Genomic DNA, 17,465 nt, shown 5'->3' with positions numbered 1-17,465 from the left:
TGCCCCCATGCAAAATCTGGAAGTTTCCCTGCGGCTCAGTTTAAACGGCCAGACCCAGATCGTATCGGGTTTGCGGCGGGCCGAAGCCGCCATGCGGTCCTTTGGGACAGGGGCTGAGCGCGCCCTGTACAACACCGTCAGCCTGGCACGCAAGCTTAACCACGAAATCAACGGTTTCTCCGCCATGTCCAGACTGGCCGCCACCCTGGGTGGCCTGTCCGCTGCGCGTGATGCCATGCGCGACAACCTGCGCTTTCATCGTGACTTGCTGGAAATGAAGCAGACCGGGGAGATGACGGCCGCGCAAAGCAACCAGGCCAAACAGAAAGCGCTGGATGTGGCCAGCAGCACCCTGCAGATGCCAGAGGACGTACTGTCCGGCCTGCGCGCCTTCACCAGTGCGGGTGAAAAATTTGAATTCGCCATTGCCTCCATCAGCGAATCCTCCCGCGCCGCCACCGCCTATTTCACCAGTGCCGAAACCGTGGCCAAGCTGGACGTGGACGCCCGGCAAAAGCTGGGCATCCAGCCGGAGCAGCAAGCCTCCATGCACAATATGCTGCTGTATCACGGCCGGGCTGGCCGTTACGAAGTGGGTGCCATGGCACAGGATGCCCCCAAGACCTTCAACACCATGGCCGCGGCTGGTTTTACCGGCATCGAGGCGGTGAACCTGACCGGTGCCATTACCCAGCAGCTGATGAAGCTGGCCCCGGCCACGCAACCCAGTGAAGTGGCCACTTTCATGGAGCACTTCTTCGGCCACCTGACGCAGAAGCACTATGTGAAAGGCCTTAAAGACAAGGGCATCGACATCAAGAAATACATGCCTGGCGGTTACTTTGGCGGGGTGGACAAACAAGGCAAGCCGATTGGCGGGCAAAAGGCGGTGGACAGCCTGTTTGCCTTCCTGCGCGAGCTGAAAGCCAAAAACCTGGATGACCCGTTCAAGCTGTCCGAGGCCGGTTTCCGCGACATGTATACCGGCAAGGCAGCCCGGCAGTTGCTGGGCAATGTGGATGTGCTGGAAAACGAAATGCAGCAAGGCGAGGACGCTGCCAGGAATGACCTGGTCGGCGCGGCAGTGGCAGAAATCAGGGAAGCCAGCTTCGGCAAGATCAAGGCGGCCGAGGTGGAAGTGGCCAAACTCAAACTGTCGGACAAGGCCACGCAGGCCACCGGCGGCATGGCGGGCATGGTCAAGTGGGCGGCAGAAAATCCGCTGACTGCAGCAGGCAGCGCGGCTGCACTGCTGGTGGGCGGACACTGGGCCTGGAAGCGGCAGTTGCCCAGGTTGCTGGGCAAGATGGAAGCACGGGAAGCCGCCCGGCTGGAAAAGGCAACACAAGCGCGCCCCACGCTCAAGACCAACACCGCCGGGCAGATTACCAACCATGCCGAAATCAAAGCCTGGGAACAGGCGCAAGCCACGGCGGCGCGGGAATCGCGCCTGGCCAAAACCGGCAAGCTGATCGGCAAGGCCGGCGGCGTGGTGCTGGGCGGTGTCTTGGCGGCCAATGAGGCACTGGACATCAACAAAGACCCGACGCTATCTGACCAGCAAAAGAAGATCGCCTGGTCCGGCCTGGCCGGTGATGTAGCCGGTGGCACCATTGGTGGCTGGGGTGGCGCGGCCATGGGCGCGGCACTGGGTACCGCCATTCTGCCCGGCATCGGCACCGCCATTGGCGGGCTGCTGGGTGCCATTGGCGGTGCCATCAGCGGCGGCTGGCTGGGTAACAAGGCAGGCACGGCGGCCGGAACCGCCTGGTTTAGTGACCCATCCGGCAGCAGCAGCCTGGCTGGAAATGGAGGCAACAGCTTGCAACCGCAGCCACCACTGGCCCTGCTGCAATCCGTCATGGATTCTTCCACCCGCTTTAACCTGGCCGCCGACAAGATGCAACAGGCCAGCCAGCAACCCATGGTGGTGCAGCTGCAGGGCGAGTTCCGGCTGAACGGCAACGACCTGGTGGCCGCCGTCAATCAGGCCAACAGCCTGATGCTGAGGAGAAACTGATGGCCTGGAAGGATAACCTGCTGGATGCCAGCTTCCGCGGCCTGCTGTTCGACTGCCTGCAAACCGAGGACGAGGCCGAGCGCGATACCGCCAGCCATGCCTACCCTTATATGGACGGCGAGGACGTGGAAGACCTGGGGCGCAAGGCGCGCCAGTTGCGGCTGACGGCGGTGTTTTTTGGTGACGATTACGACAGCCGCTTGCAGGCTTTTCTGGCGGTGCTGGATGAACCCGGCCATGGCGAGCTGATTCACCCGGTATTCGGCAGCATGGCGCGCATGCAGCTGCTGCGCCATGTCGTCCGCCACTCCGCCGAGGAGGTGGATTACTGCACGGTGGAACTGGCCTTCAAGGAGGCCACACCGGGCCAGCCCTTTTTTGTGCAGCAGCTGCCGGCACAGCAGGCGCACGGCCTGACCTTGCAGGCGGATGCTACCCGCCAGTCTGGCATTGCCGTGTTCGACCAGGCGCTGTCCCGGTTGCAGCAATGGCAAGGCCAACTCGCCCCCTTGCAGGCGCTGGGCGCGGTGATGGCCGGCACACTGGCGGCGGTACGCAGCCAGCTACATGGTCTGGTCGGCGGGGCCAGCCTGCTGGACAGCCCACGTGCCTTTGCGGCAGAGCTGGCGGGGCTGCTGGACGGGCTGGTGGACCTGCGCGGTTTCGATACCGACACCATCGCCAGCGACTGGAACAGCCTCGCCCGGCAGCTGGACCGCATCGTGCTGCTGCCGGCGCAACAATCCCGTCCGGCCGACCCGGTCCGTGACTTACCGTCTGTTGCGGAGAACCAGCCCGCCCCGGCCCCAAGCCTGCCGCCGCGCCCGCAAGACGTGGCCCAGCTCACTGCCCTGGTGCAGGTACTGGCCGCCAGCACGCTGGCCAGCACCGCCAGTGAGCTGCTGGCCGATCAGGCCGAGCATCCCACGCTCACCCCGCCGCAGCTGGAGGCAATGGCCAACGATGTGCGCCAGCTATTGCAGGCAGGGATAGACAGCCATCAGGCAGCCTACCCGCTGGAACAGGCACGCCCGGTGATTGAGGCGTTAAAAGACACCGCACTGGCGGTGCAGGAAGCGGCGCGCACCGTCATCGCGCTGGCCCCGCCACTGATCCTGCGCCGGGTGGAGCAGGACGGCAATCTGCACCTGCAGGCGTTTGCCTGGTATGGCGATTACCGCCGCGCTGCCGAACTGGCCCGCCTCAACCCGGCACTGCGCAACCCCAACCATCTGCACGCCGGAGATCTGCTCAATGCCTACGCCCGTTAACACCACGCCGGATGATGACGTGGTCAGCCTGCTGCTGGCTGGCAAGGCACATCAGACCTGGAGCAGCTACGAGATCGACTCTGATCTGCTGACCCCGGCCGATGCCTGGCAGTTGCAACTGGGCCTGCCCGATGGCCGCCTGCCAGCAGTGCTGCAAGAAGGTGCGGCGGTGCAACTGCGCATCGGCCGCGAACTGGTACTCACCGGGCGCATTGACGACATCGAGGACCCGATAGAGCACGGCGCACACAGCCTCACCCTGCGCGGCCGTGACGGCGCGGCGGTGCTGGTGGACTGCTCCTCGCCCATCTTCACCCGCCGTCAGGCTACGCTGGCCGACATCGTCGCCCAGGTGGTCAGGCCGCTGGGGCTAAGCAAGATCCGCATCGACGCCGCCCATAGCCTCACCCGCGAAAAAGTCAGCGTCGAACCCGGCGACAGCGCCTGGGACACCCTGCGCAATGCGGCCGAGGCCAACGGCCTGTGGCCGTGGTTGAACCGGACGGCACGCTGGTCATCGGCGGGCCGGACTACCAGCGCCCACCGGTGGCCAGCCTGATCCTGCGCCGTGATGGCCAGGGCAATAATGTGCAGCGCCTGCACCGCGTGCGCAGCATGGCCGGGCGTTACTCGGACATCACCGTGCTGGGCCAGTCGCACGGCAGCGCACTGCAGGCCGGCCGCCACGCCATCAAGGTGGTGGAGCGCGATAGCAGCGTCAGCGTGTACCGCCCGCGCATTGTCATCGACCACGACGCCGACAGCCTGGCCGCTGCCCGCGCCCGGGCACGCAAGATACTGTCGGACTCGCGCCTGCAGGGCCTCACCCTGCAAGCCACGGTAAAGGGCCACCGCACCAGCGACGGCCTGCTGTGGACGCCAGGCCAGCGCCTGCATGTATTGAGCGAGCCGCACGACATCAACGGCATTTACTTTTTGATGGCGCGCCGCTTCAGCGGTGGCGTGGCCGCCCCAGCCAGACCCTGCTCACCCTGAAAGAGGACGGGGCCTGGGTGCTGGACGCCCACCCGCACCAGCGCAGCCACCGCCGTGGCAAAAACAGCAGCGCCAGCGAAACCCTGGTGGCGGTGGATGTCAGCCGCCCCGACACCGTCAGCAAAGGCCAGCCATGACCCCAGACATCGACCGCCGCATCAGCCGTGCGCTGGCCGGCATCCGCCAGGCCTTCCGTGGCGTGCTGGGCCTTACCAGCAATGGCGCGGCCAGCCAGCTGGCCCAGGTGGAAGGCCTGGCCGGTGAAGGCCTGCCCGACCTGGAGCTGTTCCAGCAGTTCGGTTTCAGCAGCAACCCGCCACCCGGCACCGCCGTCGTGGTGCTGCCGCTGGGCGGCAAAACCAGTCATGGCATCATCATCGCCACCGAGAATGGCCAGTTCCGCGTGCAAGGCCTGGCCCCCGGCGAAACCGCGGTATTTAACGCCTTTGGCGATACCTTTGTGTTTAAAGACGGCAAGATCGAAGGCAGCACCAAGACCTTCACCCTCACCGCCACCGAAGGCATGCGGTTTGATAGCCCACAGGCCGAATTTACCGGCCAGGTCATGGTGCGCCAGCAGCTAAGCGGCCAAGGCGGCATGGCCATCAAAGGGGGGGATGGTGCGGTGTTCAGTGGGGATGTGCGGCAGGAAGGTGGCAGCTACCAGACCGATGGCGATGTGGTGGCGGGTGGGGTGAGTGTGCGGAAGCACAAACATCCAGGGGATTCGGGTGGATTTACTGAGGAGCCAATACGTTAAGGAAACATTCCATGCCAATATCCAAACCAATCAATTTCATCAAAATTATCATCTGAAATTCGTACTACATTTACTTTGTACTTACCTGCATTGCCAAAGTGAGCCAAGCCCTGACCTTCACCATCCACATGAATATAATCTGGAAAGTCACACTGCACACCTACCTCAGCACCTGCATCAGCCTCCATCAATCCAAACTGATATGTCTTATATCGACCAGGATTTCCGAGATAAATCTTTTCCCACAAGATACAAAATTTTGATGAATATTCTTTTCTTAACGCAATAGCATCTTGCTCAAAAACATCCTTTACACTTGATCGCCCAATAACAACATTTGCATACGGAACAATAAAATATCTAAACAAGTTAAGTGGAAATCTAAGCTCCCACCCTCTGTGCAAATTCATCAATATAACGGAAGAAATTGCATTGGAATTATTATAGCAAATTTGCAATAGCGCATTTGAAAACACATAGCCAACAACCCTTGATCCATCTGGAGAAACAAACTCCCGTGGTGGTACACCAAATTTTTGCTCAACCAACCTCATCGAATTGCCTGGAAATGTGATTTGCAAAATATTCCTTGGCGCTCGGTCATATGAAAGACTCGGTTGTGAAATTTTTTTCCACAACCACAGAAAAGGTGCGATAGCCCCTTTCAGTATCGACAAAGACAAACTGGCAAGCTCCATTCATTCCACCTAGTTCACTTATTGAACAGTACTGAATTATTTCACATCCTTCCCTAAAAATCTTCCGACGACAATCGGGGCATGGACGCTTTACTCGACCCCCACACCGCCAGCTATGCCGGTAGCCGTACCAGCACCCTGGCCAATGCCGTCTACCTGCGCCTGGCCACGCCGCTGGGCAGCTGGTGGGCTGACCCGTCACTCGGCTCGCGCCTGCATGAATTGCGACGCGCCAAAGACCTCAGCCGTATCGACACGCTGGCGCGGCAGTATGCCGAGCAGGCGCTGGCCCCCTTGTTGCAGGACGGGCGTGCCAGCCGCATTACGGTAGACAGCCAGCGGCCCCGGCCAGGCTGGTTGGTGCTACTGATTGGCGTGACTGCCGCCAGCGGCGCATTGCAGACCTTCCGTTATCCGGTACGGGTGGGCGGCTGATGGCTTATCCCTTGCTCACCATGGCGCAGATTCGCGCCGACATGCTGCGCGACATCCGCAATCTGCTGCCGGAGGCCGATGTCGGCCCGGATTCCGACTATTTCATCCGCGCCACCTCGGTGGCCAGTGCGGTGGAAGGCCTGTACCAGCATCAGGCGTGGATGGTGCGGCAGATCTTCCCCGACACCGCCGATCATGATTATTTGCTGCTGCATGCCCGCTTGCGTGGCTTGGCTCCCAAGCCTGCCGTCACCGCCAGCGGCCGCATGCTGATGCGTGGCAATCCCGGCAGCCCCGTCGCCGCCGGGGTGCAGGGCAAGTGGGGAGACCAGCTGTATATCAGCCGCGAGGCAGGCCGGATTGGGGACGATGGCACGCTGACACTGGCCGCCGCTGCCATGCAGCCAGGGCTGGCTGGCAATGCACCAGAGGATGCCCGGCTGGAACTGCTGGCCCCGCCACCCGGCGTGCAATCGACTGCTGTGCTGACTGAAATGCGCGGCGGCGTGGAGGAAGAAAGCGATGCCGAGCTGCTGGCGCGGCTGCTGGACCTGATCCGCCGTCCACCCGCTGGCGGCAATGTGCATGACTACCGCCGCTGGGCGCTGGAAGTGCCGGGCGTATCGGCGGCTTATGTTTACCCGTTGCGCCGTGGGCTGGGTACGGTGGACATCATCATCACCTCGGCTGCGGGTCTGCCATCTGCGGCAACGCTGGCAGCGGTACAGGCGCATATCGACGCACTGCGCCCGGTCACCGCCAGGCACAGCCTGGTGGCCGCACCCACCGTGCGACTGGTGGAGGTGGAGCTGCAACTGGCGCTGTCCGGCCTGACGCTGGAACAAGCCAGGCTACAACTGACACCGCAGCTGCAAACCCGTTTCGACCAGTTGGCCCCCGGCCAGCTGCTGGTCCGCAGCCAGCTGGAAACGCTGGCCTCCAGCCTGCCCGGCGTGGTGGATCGCCGCATTGTGCTGCCTGCTGCCAACGTACAGCCGCTGGTGAATGAACAGCGGGTGGAATGGCTGCGGCTGGGGCGACTCGACATCAAGGCCATGCCATGAGCCACGCCACACTTTTGGCACTGCTGCTGCCGCCGCAATCCTACGCCCGCAACGCCCAGCCCTTGCAGGTCGAACTGCACGCGGAGGGGCATGCGCTGGATGTGGCCGAGCGCGATGGTTTGCAGGCCGCCGCCGCCATCTCCCCCTTCTTTGCCGAGTACACCCTGCCGGACTGGGAGCGGGTGTGCGACTTAACGCCAGCACCCGGCGCGGGCTATCAGCAGCGCTTGCAGGCAGTACTGGCCAAGCTTGCGGCCACTGGCGGACTGAGCATCCCTTACTTCCAGCGGCTGGCCAGCAGCCTGGGTTACCGCATCGACATTGTCGAGCCACAGCCTTTCCGCGCTGGCATCAACCGCGCCGCGACATGCTGCAGGTGGCCGACATCATCTGGGTGTGGCAGGTGGTGGTGCATGCCGCCCAGGTGCAGGCCTGGCGTTTCCGCGCGGGCCAGGCCGGTGCTGGCGAAGCGCTGACCAGCTTTGGTGACCCGGTCATCGAAACCGTGTTCCGCGAGCTGAAACCCGCCCACAGCTTTGTCTACTTTGCCTATCAGGAGGGCTGAATGCAGAAGATCAACACCCCGGACAGCCTGTTTCACGATGGCGACCCGTCAACCGGTGCGCTGGGCACCATCGTGACCGCCGCCTGGCTCAACAGCATGCAGGGCGAGCTGGTGAGCGTGATCGAGGCGGCCGGCATCAAGCTGGATGCGGCCAAGACCGACCAGCTCAAGCAGGCCATCAGCAAACTGGTGAGCGATGCCGCCGCGCCACTCAGGCATGGCCACGCATGGGCGGACATCAGCAAGACACCGACCACGCTGGAAGGCTACGGCATTACCGATGCCGCCAGCAGCCATGAACTGGCCCTGGCATTGACCGAAGCAAACAAGGTGCTGAACAGCAAGCTGGACCGGGCCGAGTTTGCTGGCCAGTGGGACGTTCGCCTGGCACAACGCATGACCTTCCAGTACTGAGGCCGCGCCATGCCCAAAACCTATCTCGACGGCCGGGAAATCAAGCGCTGGTGGCTGGACGGTCGTGAAGTCAGCCGCAGCTATCTGGACGGCCGCCTGGTGTTTCAGAAGGAAGTAACGATCTCTATCGATGCTTCAACCACACAGGTCAACGCTGAATGGGTTTCATTTCTGCTTTATAACGCGTTCATCGGACCTGTCCGTGCCAACAGCACTATCCGTTTTATTGTTAAAGCCGGCGTTCACTTGATCGCAGCCAATACCAGTTCCAGTTTCTCCCTTGACGGCAATATATGGAATAGCACATTGCGATCATGCCAGATCATCATCGAAAACCACGGCTTTATCCTGGGTCGGGGTGGCCAGGGCGGAGACACCGGCCCCGGTTGGCAAAACGCCGGTCAGGCAGGCGGCCCCGCCATCATCAGCCAGGGCGTGCCGCTGCTGGTGGCTAATTACGGCGTGATTGCCGGTGGTGGCGGTGGTTCCGGAGCCACCGGCTGGTACGACGGCGGCAGCGGCAACTACAACTCCACCGGCGGCGGTGGCGCACCTTTTGGCTCCGGCGGCCCTACCAACAATGGCTCCGATAACAAATGGTGGGGATCGGCCGCGAGCTTCGACACCCCCGGCCATAGCGGGGGTGGCCCAGGCGGCAATGTGCCGGGCGGTAACTGGGGAGAGCAAGGTGGCGACGGCCTGTTCAAGCAGGCCGGCGGTGCCCGTAGCGCCGTCGCCGGTGGCGCAGCCGGGGCCGCCATCATCTGTAATAACGCCGCCTTTGGCTGGATCAACCGCGGCGACATTCGAGGAAACGCACCATGAACAGCCTGATCTACGATGGCCACATCACCCGCCTGCAGCGCGACGGCGAAACCTTCCACACCCGGCAACAGGCACAGCTCACCCCGCGCCCGGCCAGCGAGGACGGCACCCGGCAAGGCCTGCCGGTTCGCATCCGCTACCTGCCTGCCACACCGGCCGACAAGTCGGTGCTGGAGCTGGATGATGCCGACTACACCTGGCAGCTGAATCCCGAACAATGTGCCGAGCTGGACGCCTTCATCGCCAACTTTGACCCGGCCAATGCCATCGCCTGGCCACCTCCGCTGCCGCCGGATGAACAGGAACGCCTGACCCGCGCCGAACGCGACCGCCGCCTGCTGGCCACCGACTACCTGCTGATGCCGGACTACCCCATCAGCGCGGCCGACCTGGACACGGTGAAAGCTTACCGCCAGCAGCTGCGGGATTTGAGCACTGCACCGGACTGGCCACAGATTGAATGGCCCGCACTGGCATTGACGGGAGAGGAGCAAGCGGCCACAACAAAGCAAGCCGAGTAGAAATAGAGAGACAGCGACCGGATGGGTGCTACCAACACCCACCCGGCCAGCTGACCCGCAGACGATACCTGCAAGTCACCCCAAGGCTGCCACTTTCAGCGCTGAAGCCCCGACAGTCTAACGGTTAAACGGTCCCGGACCACCTTGCCGATGTCACTACCCGAAATCCGCTGCGGCCATTGCGGCCGCAAACTCGCCGAGGGCCACGTGCTGGTCCTCTGCATCAAATGCCCGCGCTGCCGGGCACACAATCACCTGAAGGCCACCGAGCCTCCTGCCAGCGCGTCACCGCACGCCACTGCAAAGGAAGCACATGCATGGCCCACACCCCACCATCGGTAGCCTGTTCGCCGGCATCGGCGGCTTCGACATCGGTTTTGAAAACGCCGGTTTCACCACCGCCTGGCAAGTCGAAATCAACCCCGTCTGCCGCGCCGTCCTCGCCGACCGTTTCCCCCACGCCCGCCAGTTCGACGACGTGCGCACCGTCGGCGCCCACAACCTTAGCGCCGTTGACGTCCTGGTCGGCGGCTTTCCCTGCCAGGACCTTTCCACCATGGGAGCCCGGCAAGGCCTGGCCGGCCAGCGCTCTGGCCTGTTCTTTGAAGTCTGCCGCCTCGCCCGCGAGCTACAGCCTCGCTGGCTGGTCCTTGAAAACGTCACGGGGCTGCTCTCTTGCCGAGATGGCCAGGATTTCCAGACAGTCATTTCCACGCTTGCCGAATGCGGGTATCTGGGATGCTGGCGGGTGCTGGATGCTTCATGCTTCGGAGTCCCCACAAAACGCCGTCGCGTATTCCTTATTGCCGGTCTTCGCGAGCATCCCCCCATCGAGCTGCTGGCTGACGCCAGCCCAGTGGCAGCTGTTCCTGGCACGCCGCCAGCGCAACAATCCGGGCTCAAGCCTTTCCCTACACTACTTGCCGGACAAGCCCCCAGCCAGATCCCTATCCATGGTGCAGGCCTCATCGCTCAAGCCGACGGACGGGATTCGATGGCTGAGCGGGCCAGAGCGTCTGAGCATCATGGGCTTCGCCTCGGACTGGATGCGACCAACTTTGCAGAGGCTCAAGCTGCCGGCAACGCCGTTGTGCCGCAAGTCGTGGAATGGATCGCCCGGAAGCTGAGGGGGACTTATGTGTAGGGCTGGAGGGTAAGCAGGATGAAGGGGGCGGAGGCCCCCATCTGTTTGGGTGGATGTCGGCTATAGCTGCCATCCCTAGCGTAAGTAGCGATGTCCGTTTCTGAGAGTAAGCTGTCACAAGGCATTCAGGCTGTAGTGAACGGTGTAGGGAGCACGCAATTTCACGTGTTAATTCTGGTGGCTTTGCATCCTGCGGCGGTAATCCACCGGAGTGAGTCCCATGGCCTGAATGAAGGCGCGCCGGAAGGCAGTTTCATCTCCATAACCACACTGGCCGGCCACCTGCTTGATGCTGATGCCTGGCGTACCCAGCAACACACACGCTGTTTCGATACGCACGCGGGTGATGAAGGCCTTGGGTGACTCTCCGGTCAGTTGCTTCAGGCGGCGGTGCAAGGTGCGCTCGCTCAGGTGTAATGCCTGAGCCAGGGCCTCCGCCGTCATTCCGGGGTGGGCATGGCGGATGATTTGCTCTGCCTGCAATAACAGAGGATTGGCGGTGTTGACGAAGCCACGCGGGGCATACAGCAATTGCGGCAGGGGCAGGCTGTCGGCCACCGAAATGTCCGCCGCCAGCCTGGCCAGCTCCGGGCCGCCAGTCGGCGGATGACATGCAGGGCCAAGTCCACCCAGGACAGTGGCCCTCCGGTGGTAATGATGCCGTCTTGCTCCTCCAGGGCGCTGCCCCATACATGGCAGGCAGCCGGAAAGCGCTGCTTGAACACATGGTGTAACCACCAGGTGGTGGTGCAACGGCGTCGGTCGAGCAAACCGGCTTCGCCCAGCACAAAGGTACCGGCACACGCGCGCCAATCAGCACGCCAGTCTGATGGCGGGATGACAACCAGCAGGCAGCCTGCGCGTGTGCCGCACTATGCGGTGGCTGGCCATCAGGCCCCAGCGCCATGCCAGCAATCAGGATGGCATCGTAGGCTGTATCTGCATCAAACGCGCCATCCACCGGAATCCACCGCCCTTGCGGGTCACGCAGTGGCTGACCATCGGCACTGACAATACGGGTATGAAACAGAGGGCTGGGACTGCCTGCCAGGGCTGTCACCACCCCCGGTGGCGGATTGCGGCTGGCCTGATTACAGATCCAGAACATGTCCGCCAGGCCGCTGATGGCGGATAACAAACTGCCTTCCAGTGCCACGATGGCGATCTGCATGATTTTCCCCTTATCTGTTTGGCGAATTTTGCATGAACAATGTCAAGTTCGCCATCTTATTTGCCTTCATCCACCCGGCTACACTGCATGACATTGACTCACCGGATGGAAAAAATGTCACAAGTAAATGATGCAACAGGCTTTTCAAGCCAGAATGCCAACGCACGGCAAGCCCGCAACTGGAAGCAGCAACTGCTGGCCCTTGCCGGTGTGATGCTGACACTGGCCAGCACGCCTGGCCAGGCCGCGCCTGCCATTCGCAATATCGTGCTGGTACATGGCGCATTTGCTGATGGCTCCAGTTGGGCACCAGTCATCAGCCGGCTGCAGCGGCTGGGCTATCACGTTACGGCGGTGCAAAACCCGCTGACTTCATTGGCGGACGATGTTGCCGCCACCGAAAAGGTACTGCAGCGCCAGACGGGAGATGTGCTGCTGGTTGGCCACTCCTGGGCCGGTGCCGTCATCACCCAGGCGGGCAATGCTGCCAATGTGAAAGGCCTGGTCTACCTGTCCGCCCTGGTGCCGGATAACGATGAATCGGTCAGTGATTTGCTGACCCGCCTGCAGGCCCCGATGGCAGGGCTGGCTGCCGACGCGCACAGCATGCTGTGGCTGGACCAGCCGGCTCAGTTCCGCCAGGTGATGGCTGCCGATGTGCCTCTCAAACAGGCGCGGCTGTTGGCCGCCGTGCAGCAGCCCATTGCCAGCGCCAGCTTTGGCGGCAAGGTGGGACATGCGGCCTGGCACGACAAGCCCAGTTGGTATGTGCATACCACGCAAGACCAGGCCTTGCCGCCTGCGGTTCAGCTACGCATGGCCGGGCAAATCGGTGCCACCGTGTGGTCGGTGCCTGCCAGCCATCTTTCGATGATTTCCCGCCCGGCGACCATCGCCCGCCTGCTAGACCGGGCAGCCCAGGCTGCCAGTCGTTAACACCTCACCCAGCAAAGAGATACCCATGAATATTCTGCATATTGATGCCAGCATTCTTGGCGCACAGTCCATCACCCGTGACTTGTCTGCCGCCATCGTGCAGCAGTTGCAAGCCACACACCCGGACGCCCGCGTGGTCTACCGCGATGTGGTGCAGCAGGAAATCCGCCACCTTACCGCTGCCATTGCCGGAGGATTCCGACCCAGCGGCGTAAGCACGTTTGACGCAGCCACGCTGCAGGAACATCAGCTATCGGAATTGTTGCTGCAGGAATTCATGGCCAGCGATGTCATTGTCGTGGGCACCCCGATGTACAACTTTTCCGTTCCCACCCAGCTCAAGGCATGGCTGGATCGCCTGGCCCAGGCTGGGCGTACCTTCCAGTACACCGAGCGCGGCCCGGTTGGTCTGGCCGGTGGCAAGCGCGTGATTGTCGCCTCGGCCCGTGGTGGCTTCTATGCCGAAGGCCCGCTGGCACACATGGACTTCCAGGAAGGCTATCTGCGGGCATTCTTCGGCTTTCTGGGCATAGACGATGTGCAATTCATCCGCGCGGAAGGTGCATCCAAAGCCGCTGAAATCCGTCAGGCAGGCATTGCCAAAGCCAAAAGCGCCATTGCCAGCCTGTAACTCACCTTCCATACCGGAGAACAAACATGCTATTTGCCATTACCCTCCACTATCTGCGCCCGGAGCAGGAAGTCCAGGCACAACTGGAAAGCCACAAGACATGGTTGGCCGACAATATCCGCCAAGGCCGCATCCTGTTCGCCGGCCCGCTGCTGGGAGGCACGGGCGGCTTCATCCTGGCATATGCTGAGCAGGAGGCGGAAATACAGCAGATGATTGCAGCCGACCCCTTTGCCATTCACCAACTGGCCGGCTTCAACACTCAGGTAATGACAGCAGCAATCCGTGCCGAAAGTTTCCCCCACATGTGGGCCCAGCAAGCCAAGGTGATTTAGCACAGAGACAGCCAAGGTCTGGCCCCCATGTAAAATGACCTTGTCTCGCAAGGGAGATTTAGAGCAATTTATCCTGACAATGGGGCAACCGAGATTACAGAAAGGCCATGCGCAAATTCATGCATGGCCTTTATCGGTTTGTGCTGTTTCAACAGAAGGATGTCTGGAATTCTGTGTAAATTAGCCGCTCCTCAGTCATCGGTTGAAAGGCAGCTTTGGCCAAACTACGGACACGACACCCTGCCTTGAAGCAGGGTGTTTTTATTTGCAGGTAGTGGTAGAGAACGGAGAACCAGGACTTGACCACCCTCCTCCATCACAGGGAAAGGTAGCAGAAAGGAAGCGTTAGATTTTTGCGCACCGGTGACAAAAAAAGCGCAAATCGTGCCAAAAACCCTGCAAATTGGCGGTGACAATAAAAGTGCAAACGAGTGCCAAAACTGCCGCAAAGTTACATATTCAGTGCAAAAGCGCGCGCGAAAGTGTGCAAAAGAATCTGCGACGTTACACAAACGAGTGCCAAAACTGCCGCAAAGTTACACCAGAGTATAGGAAGCCAAGAAAAAAACTGAACTCTTATCGCCAATGTGTAGGAGTGTTGTGTAGAACTCAGGGGCAAAAAAGCCTTATGCAGCCTGAACTTACTGTAAAAACAACACTTTAGGGGTGTTTGGCGGAGAGGGGGGGATTCGAACCCCCGTCAGGGTATTACCCTGAACACGCTTTCCAGGCGTGCGACTTAAACCACTCATCCACCTCTCCAGATGGCTGCTGAGGCTGTGTTTACTGCGTTTCGGCCTCAGAGGCTGCGCAGTATATAAGCCCTTAAGCGGCTGTGCAAGGCTTTTTGTAAGCGTCATGCAAAAAAAGCGTGGTGTGATAATCGGCGATGGCGGCACGCTCGCGTGCCAGCCAGTCGGTAATGGCACGGCGAAATTGCGGGTGGGTAATCCAGTGGGCCGAGTGGGTGATGACCGGGGTAAAACCGCGGGCCAGTTTGTGTTCGCCTTGCGCGCCGCCTTCGAAACATTGCAGCCCATGCTGGATGGCGTATTCGATTCCGCTGTAATAGCACAGCTCGAAATGCAGGCAGTCGACACTTTCCAGCGCACCCCAGTAACGGCCATAGAGCGTGCTGCCGTCTTGCAGGCACCAGCTGGCGGCAATGGGCTGATCTCCCCTGCTGGCGATAAACAGAACGCAGTGGCTGGGCAGTAAACGACCTGCCATGCGGAAGAAGTCCAGGTTGAGATACGGCGGCGAGCGGTGTTCCAGATAGGTCTGGCGGTAGCAGCGTTCGAAGAACTGCCAGTGCTGATCGGTAATTTCTGCACCGCGCAGGACTTGTATGCTGATGCCGGCATCACGCACCTTGCGCCGCTCCTGGCGGATTTTCTTGCGCTTGCTTTGCGACAGTGCTGCCAGAAAAGCATCGAAATCGGCATAACCCTGGTTTTGCCAGTGAAACTGCACACCGTGGCGAACCAGCCAGCCGGCCTGCTGCAACAACTCCAGTTCCTCAGCCGCAGGAAACAGGACATGGGCGGAGGAGAGTTGATAATCCGCCACCACTTGCTGCAGGCCGCCGATGAGCGCGGCTCTGGCTTCGCCCTGCCCCAGCAGGCGCTGGCCGGTAACCGGGGTGAAGGGTGAAGCCAGCAACAGCTTGGGATAGTAGTCCAACCCGGCGCGTTGCCAGGCTTCGGCCCAGGCCCAGTCAAACACGTATTCGCCACGCGAATGGCTTTTGAGCCAAGCGGGTGCCAGGCCTTGCAGCTGGCCGTGCTGCTCGCTCCAGATGGGCAGGGGCTGCCAGCCGGTGGCCGCGGTGGCACAGCCGCTGTCATGCAGGGCGGTCAACCATTGCCGCTGCATGAACAGGCCGGCATTTGCGGCAAGGCGGTCCCATTCTGCCGCATCCAGGGCATTGAGTTGATCGGCCAGTTGCAGATTCACGTGGTTTCCTTTCGGGCAAGTGCGCATTCTTGGGGTAAAATCGACACTATCCAAACCCATGGTTGTGTTCAACATGCGTATTGCGCTCGCTCAGTTCAACCCCGTTGTTGGCGATATCGCCGGCAATACCCGAAAAATTCTCGATCTGGCCCAGGCTGCCATCGCCCAGGGGGCGGATGTGCTGGTGACGCCGGAGCTGGCGCTCACCGGCTACAGCCCGGAAGACCTGCTGCTGCGTGACAGCTTCTATCAGGCCTGTTCGGCCGCTATGGACCAGTTGCTGGAGCTGGATGGCATTACGCTGGTGATTGGCCATCCGGTCAAGCTGGGTCATGAACGTTTCAATGCGGCCACCGTGCTGCGCGACGGCAACCGCCTTGGCCAGTATCACAAGATGCTGCTGCCCAACAACGAAGTGTTTGACGAGTGCCGCTACTTTACTCCGGGTGCCACGCCACTGGTGTTCCAGCAGGGCGAACACAAGGTGGGTGTGCTGATTTGCGAGGATGTATGGTCGGTAGACCCTGCTGCCGAGGCCGCCGACGCCGGGGCGGATGTGGTGGTGGTGCTCAATGCTTCTCCTTTCCATCGCAACAAGATTGAAACCCGGCACGAGGTGCTGCGCTACCGCAGCGAAGAAACCGGCCTGCCGTTTGCCTATGTCAACCTGGTAGGTGGGCAGGACGAGCTGGTATTTGATGGTGCATCCTTTGCCGTCAACAAGGCTGGCGAAGTGGTTGCCCAGGCCGCCGCCTATGATGATGAATTGCTGCTGGTGGATTTTGCAGCGGGCGATCTGCAAGCCGCCCCCGCAAAGGCTGCCCTGCCCGACCCGCTGGAAAGCGTGTACCGCGCGCTGGTGGTGGGTGTGCGCGACTACATCAACAAGAACGGTTTCCCCGGCGTATTGCTGGGTCTGTCCGGCGGTATCGACTCCGCCCTGACACTGGCCATTGCCGTGGATGCACTGGGCGCGGACAAGGTGCATGCGGTGATGATGCCCTCGCGCTATACCGCCGATATTTCCGTCATTGATTCGCGCGACATGATAGGCCGGGTGGGCGTGAAGTATGACGAAATTGAAATCTGGCCGATGTACGAAAGCTTCATGAATGCGCTGGCTGCCAATTTCAACGGCCTGGCGGAAGACACCACCGAAGAAAACCTGCAGGCGCGCATTCGCGGCACCTTGCTGATGGCGCTGTCCAACAAAACCGGCAAGCTGGTGCTGACCACCGGCAACAAGTCGGAAATGACCACCGGCTACTGCACACTGTACGGCGACATGGCCGGCGGCTTTGCCGTGCTGAAGGATGTGGCCAAGACCCTGGTATTTGCCCTGTGCCGCTGGCGCAATACCCAGGGTGAAATCATTCCGGAGCGCATCATCACCCGCCCGCCGTCTGCCGAGCTGCGTCCGGATCAGAAAGACCAGGACAGCCTGCCACCCTATGAAGTGCTGGATGCCATCATGGCGCGCTATGTGGAAGAAAACCTGTCGGCCGAACAGATCATTTCCGATGGCTTTGCCGAAGCCGATGTACGCAAGGTGGTGCGCCTGCTGAAAATCAACGAGTACAAACGCCGCCAGGCACCGGTTGGCCCGCGTGTCACCCAGCGTGGTTTTGGCAAGGACTGGCGCTACCCCATCACCAACAAGTTCAGCTGAAGTCTGGCGGGCTGCACAGCCATGCAGCCCGCATGCACCTCCATAACATAACAA

General features: G+C 61.2%; 21 protein-coding genes and 1 tRNA gene. 18 read left to right on the top strand and 4 right to left on the bottom strand.

Annotation, left to right across the window (positions count from 1 at the left end):
• Window positions 1-7: 7 nt before the first annotated feature.
• From AWT75_RS12435 to AWT75_RS12420, 5 genes are all read left to right on the top strand, one after another.
• Window positions 8-2,020 (top strand): phage tail tape measure protein, encoded by a 2,013-nt coding sequence (locus AWT75_RS12435; protein ID WP_062789373.1) that lies wholly within the window; start codon window positions 8-10, stop codon window positions 2,018-2,020.
• Window positions 2,020-3,291, top strand: coding sequence for a DNA circularization protein (locus AWT75_RS12430; protein WP_062789372.1), 1,272 nt, complete (start codon window positions 2,020-2,022; stop codon window positions 3,289-3,291). Before AWT75_RS12435 ends, AWT75_RS12430 begins: the two co-directional genes overlap by 1 nt.
• Window positions 3,275-3,850, top strand: a complete 576-nt coding sequence (locus AWT75_RS22920) for a phage baseplate assembly protein (protein ID WP_239689574.1) — start codon at window positions 3,275-3,277, stop codon at window positions 3,848-3,850. Before AWT75_RS12430 ends, AWT75_RS22920 begins: the two co-directional genes overlap by 17 nt.
• The gene (locus AWT75_RS22915) at window positions 3,781-4,287 is read left to right on the top strand and encodes a hypothetical protein (RefSeq protein ID WP_239689573.1); all 507 of its coding nucleotides are present in this window, start codon (window positions 3,781-3,783) and stop codon (window positions 4,285-4,287) included. Before AWT75_RS22920 ends, AWT75_RS22915 begins: the two co-directional genes overlap by 70 nt.
• 133 nt (window positions 4,288-4,420) lie before the next feature.
• The gene (locus tag AWT75_RS12420) at window positions 4,421-5,047 is read left to right on the top strand and encodes a phage baseplate assembly protein V (protein ID WP_062789371.1); all 627 of its coding nucleotides are present in this window, start codon (window positions 4,421-4,423) and stop codon (window positions 5,045-5,047) included.
• On the opposite strand, the gene AWT75_RS21305 is transcribed toward AWT75_RS12420, so the two are convergent.
• The gene (locus AWT75_RS21305; RefSeq protein WP_153013320.1) at window positions 5,044-5,745 is read right to left on the bottom strand and encodes an ETEC_3214 domain-containing protein; all 702 of its coding nucleotides are present in this window, start codon (window positions 5,743-5,745) and stop codon (window positions 5,044-5,046) included. The genes AWT75_RS12420 and AWT75_RS21305 overlap by 4 nt on opposite strands.
• Before the next feature lie 81 nt (window positions 5,746-5,826).
• On the opposite strand from AWT75_RS21305, the gene AWT75_RS12415 reads away from it, so the two are divergent.
• The 9 genes from AWT75_RS12415 (at window position 5,827) to AWT75_RS12385 (ending at window position 10,713) form a co-directional block, all read left to right on the top strand.
• Window positions 5,827-6,180 (top strand): phage GP46 family protein, encoded by a 354-nt coding sequence (locus tag AWT75_RS12415; RefSeq protein WP_062789370.1) that lies wholly within the window; start codon window positions 5,827-5,829, stop codon window positions 6,178-6,180.
• Window positions 6,180-7,244, top strand: coding sequence for a baseplate J/gp47 family protein (locus tag AWT75_RS12410; protein WP_062789369.1), 1,065 nt, complete (start codon window positions 6,180-6,182; stop codon window positions 7,242-7,244). The genes AWT75_RS12415 and AWT75_RS12410 overlap by 1 nt, the downstream gene beginning before the upstream one ends.
• On the top strand, window positions 7,241-7,720 hold the full coding sequence (locus AWT75_RS12405) for a putative phage tail protein (RefSeq protein WP_239689572.1): 480 nt from the start codon (window positions 7,241-7,243) through the stop codon (window positions 7,718-7,720). The genes AWT75_RS12410 and AWT75_RS12405 overlap by 4 nt, the downstream gene beginning before the upstream one ends.
• Complete coding sequence (locus tag AWT75_RS22910; protein WP_239689571.1) at window positions 7,669-7,809, top strand: hypothetical protein; 141 nt, start codon at window positions 7,669-7,671, stop codon at window positions 7,807-7,809. The genes AWT75_RS12405 and AWT75_RS22910 overlap by 52 nt, the downstream gene beginning before the upstream one ends.
• Entirely contained in the window at window positions 7,810-8,223 is a 414-nt protein-coding gene (locus tag AWT75_RS12400; RefSeq protein ID WP_062789368.1) for a hypothetical protein, read from the top strand. It begins immediately after the preceding gene.
• A gap of 9 nt (window positions 8,224-8,232) precedes the next feature.
• Window positions 8,233-9,048: a hypothetical protein gene (locus AWT75_RS12395; protein WP_062789367.1), complete on the top strand. Its 816-nt coding sequence runs from the start codon at window positions 8,233-8,235 to the stop codon at window positions 9,046-9,048.
• Window positions 9,045-9,569 carry a phage tail assembly chaperone gene (locus AWT75_RS12390; RefSeq protein ID WP_062789366.1) on the top strand — a complete coding sequence of 175 codons (525 nt, stop codon included), beginning with the start codon at window positions 9,045-9,047 and terminating at the stop codon, window positions 9,567-9,569. The genes AWT75_RS12395 and AWT75_RS12390 overlap by 4 nt, the downstream gene beginning before the upstream one ends.
• Window positions 9,570-9,719: 150 nt before the next feature.
• The gene (locus tag AWT75_RS20940; RefSeq protein WP_082696086.1) at window positions 9,720-9,911 is read left to right on the top strand and encodes a Com family DNA-binding transcriptional regulator; all 192 of its coding nucleotides are present in this window, start codon (window positions 9,720-9,722) and stop codon (window positions 9,909-9,911) included.
• Complete coding sequence (locus AWT75_RS12385; protein ID WP_062789365.1) at window positions 9,883-10,713, top strand: DNA cytosine methyltransferase; 831 nt, start codon at window positions 9,883-9,885, stop codon at window positions 10,711-10,713. Before AWT75_RS20940 ends, AWT75_RS12385 begins: the two co-directional genes overlap by 29 nt.
• 168 nt (window positions 10,714-10,881) lie before the next feature.
• Here the strand turns inward: AWT75_RS12385 and AWT75_RS22190 are convergent, their stop codons facing one another.
• Entirely contained in the window at window positions 10,882-11,271 is a 390-nt protein-coding gene (locus tag AWT75_RS22190; protein WP_204377028.1) for a helix-turn-helix domain-containing protein, read from the bottom strand.
• A gap of 727 nt (window positions 11,272-11,998) precedes the next feature.
• On the opposite strand from AWT75_RS22190, the gene AWT75_RS12375 reads away from it, so the two are divergent.
• Genes AWT75_RS12375 through AWT75_RS12365 form a run of 3 tightly spaced genes read left to right on the top strand, consistent with a single transcriptional unit; the run spans window position 11,999 to window position 13,786 of the window.
• Window positions 11,999-12,820, top strand: a complete 822-nt coding sequence (locus tag AWT75_RS12375; protein ID WP_153013319.1) for an alpha/beta fold hydrolase — start codon at window positions 11,999-12,001, stop codon at window positions 12,818-12,820.
• A gap of 25 nt (window positions 12,821-12,845) precedes the next feature.
• Window positions 12,846-13,451, top strand: a complete 606-nt coding sequence (locus tag AWT75_RS12370; RefSeq protein WP_062789363.1) for an FMN-dependent NADH-azoreductase — start codon at window positions 12,846-12,848, stop codon at window positions 13,449-13,451.
• Between the two features lie 26 nt (window positions 13,452-13,477).
• On the top strand, window positions 13,478-13,786 hold the full coding sequence (locus tag AWT75_RS12365; RefSeq protein WP_062789362.1) for a YciI family protein: 309 nt from the start codon (window positions 13,478-13,480) through the stop codon (window positions 13,784-13,786).
• Window positions 13,787-14,457: 671 nt separating this feature from the next.
• On the opposite strand, the gene AWT75_RS12360 is transcribed toward AWT75_RS12365, so the two are convergent.
• Together AWT75_RS12360 and AWT75_RS12355 are read right to left on the bottom strand one after the other, a co-directional pair.
• A tRNA-Ser gene (locus AWT75_RS12360) sits at window positions 14,458-14,548 on the bottom strand.
• Window positions 14,549-14,611: 63 nt separating this feature from the next.
• Complete coding sequence (locus AWT75_RS12355) at window positions 14,612-15,742, bottom strand: GNAT family N-acetyltransferase (protein ID WP_239689570.1); 1,131 nt, start codon at window positions 15,740-15,742, stop codon at window positions 14,612-14,614.
• A gap of 73 nt (window positions 15,743-15,815) precedes the next feature.
• Between AWT75_RS12355 and AWT75_RS12350 the strand changes: the two genes are divergently transcribed.
• Window positions 15,816-17,411: an NAD+ synthase gene (locus AWT75_RS12350; RefSeq protein ID WP_062789395.1), complete on the top strand. Its 1,596-nt coding sequence runs from the start codon at window positions 15,816-15,818 to the stop codon at window positions 17,409-17,411.
• Window positions 17,412-17,465 lie beyond the last annotated feature (54 nt).

It is taken from the genome of Aquitalea pelogenes (assembly GCF_001515305.1).
GTDB lineage: Bacteria > Pseudomonadota > Gammaproteobacteria > Burkholderiales > Chromobacteriaceae > Aquitalea > Aquitalea pelogenes.
The sequence above is the reverse complement of the archived record's forward strand: the minus strand, read 5'-3'. Positions and strand labels throughout refer to the sequence as shown.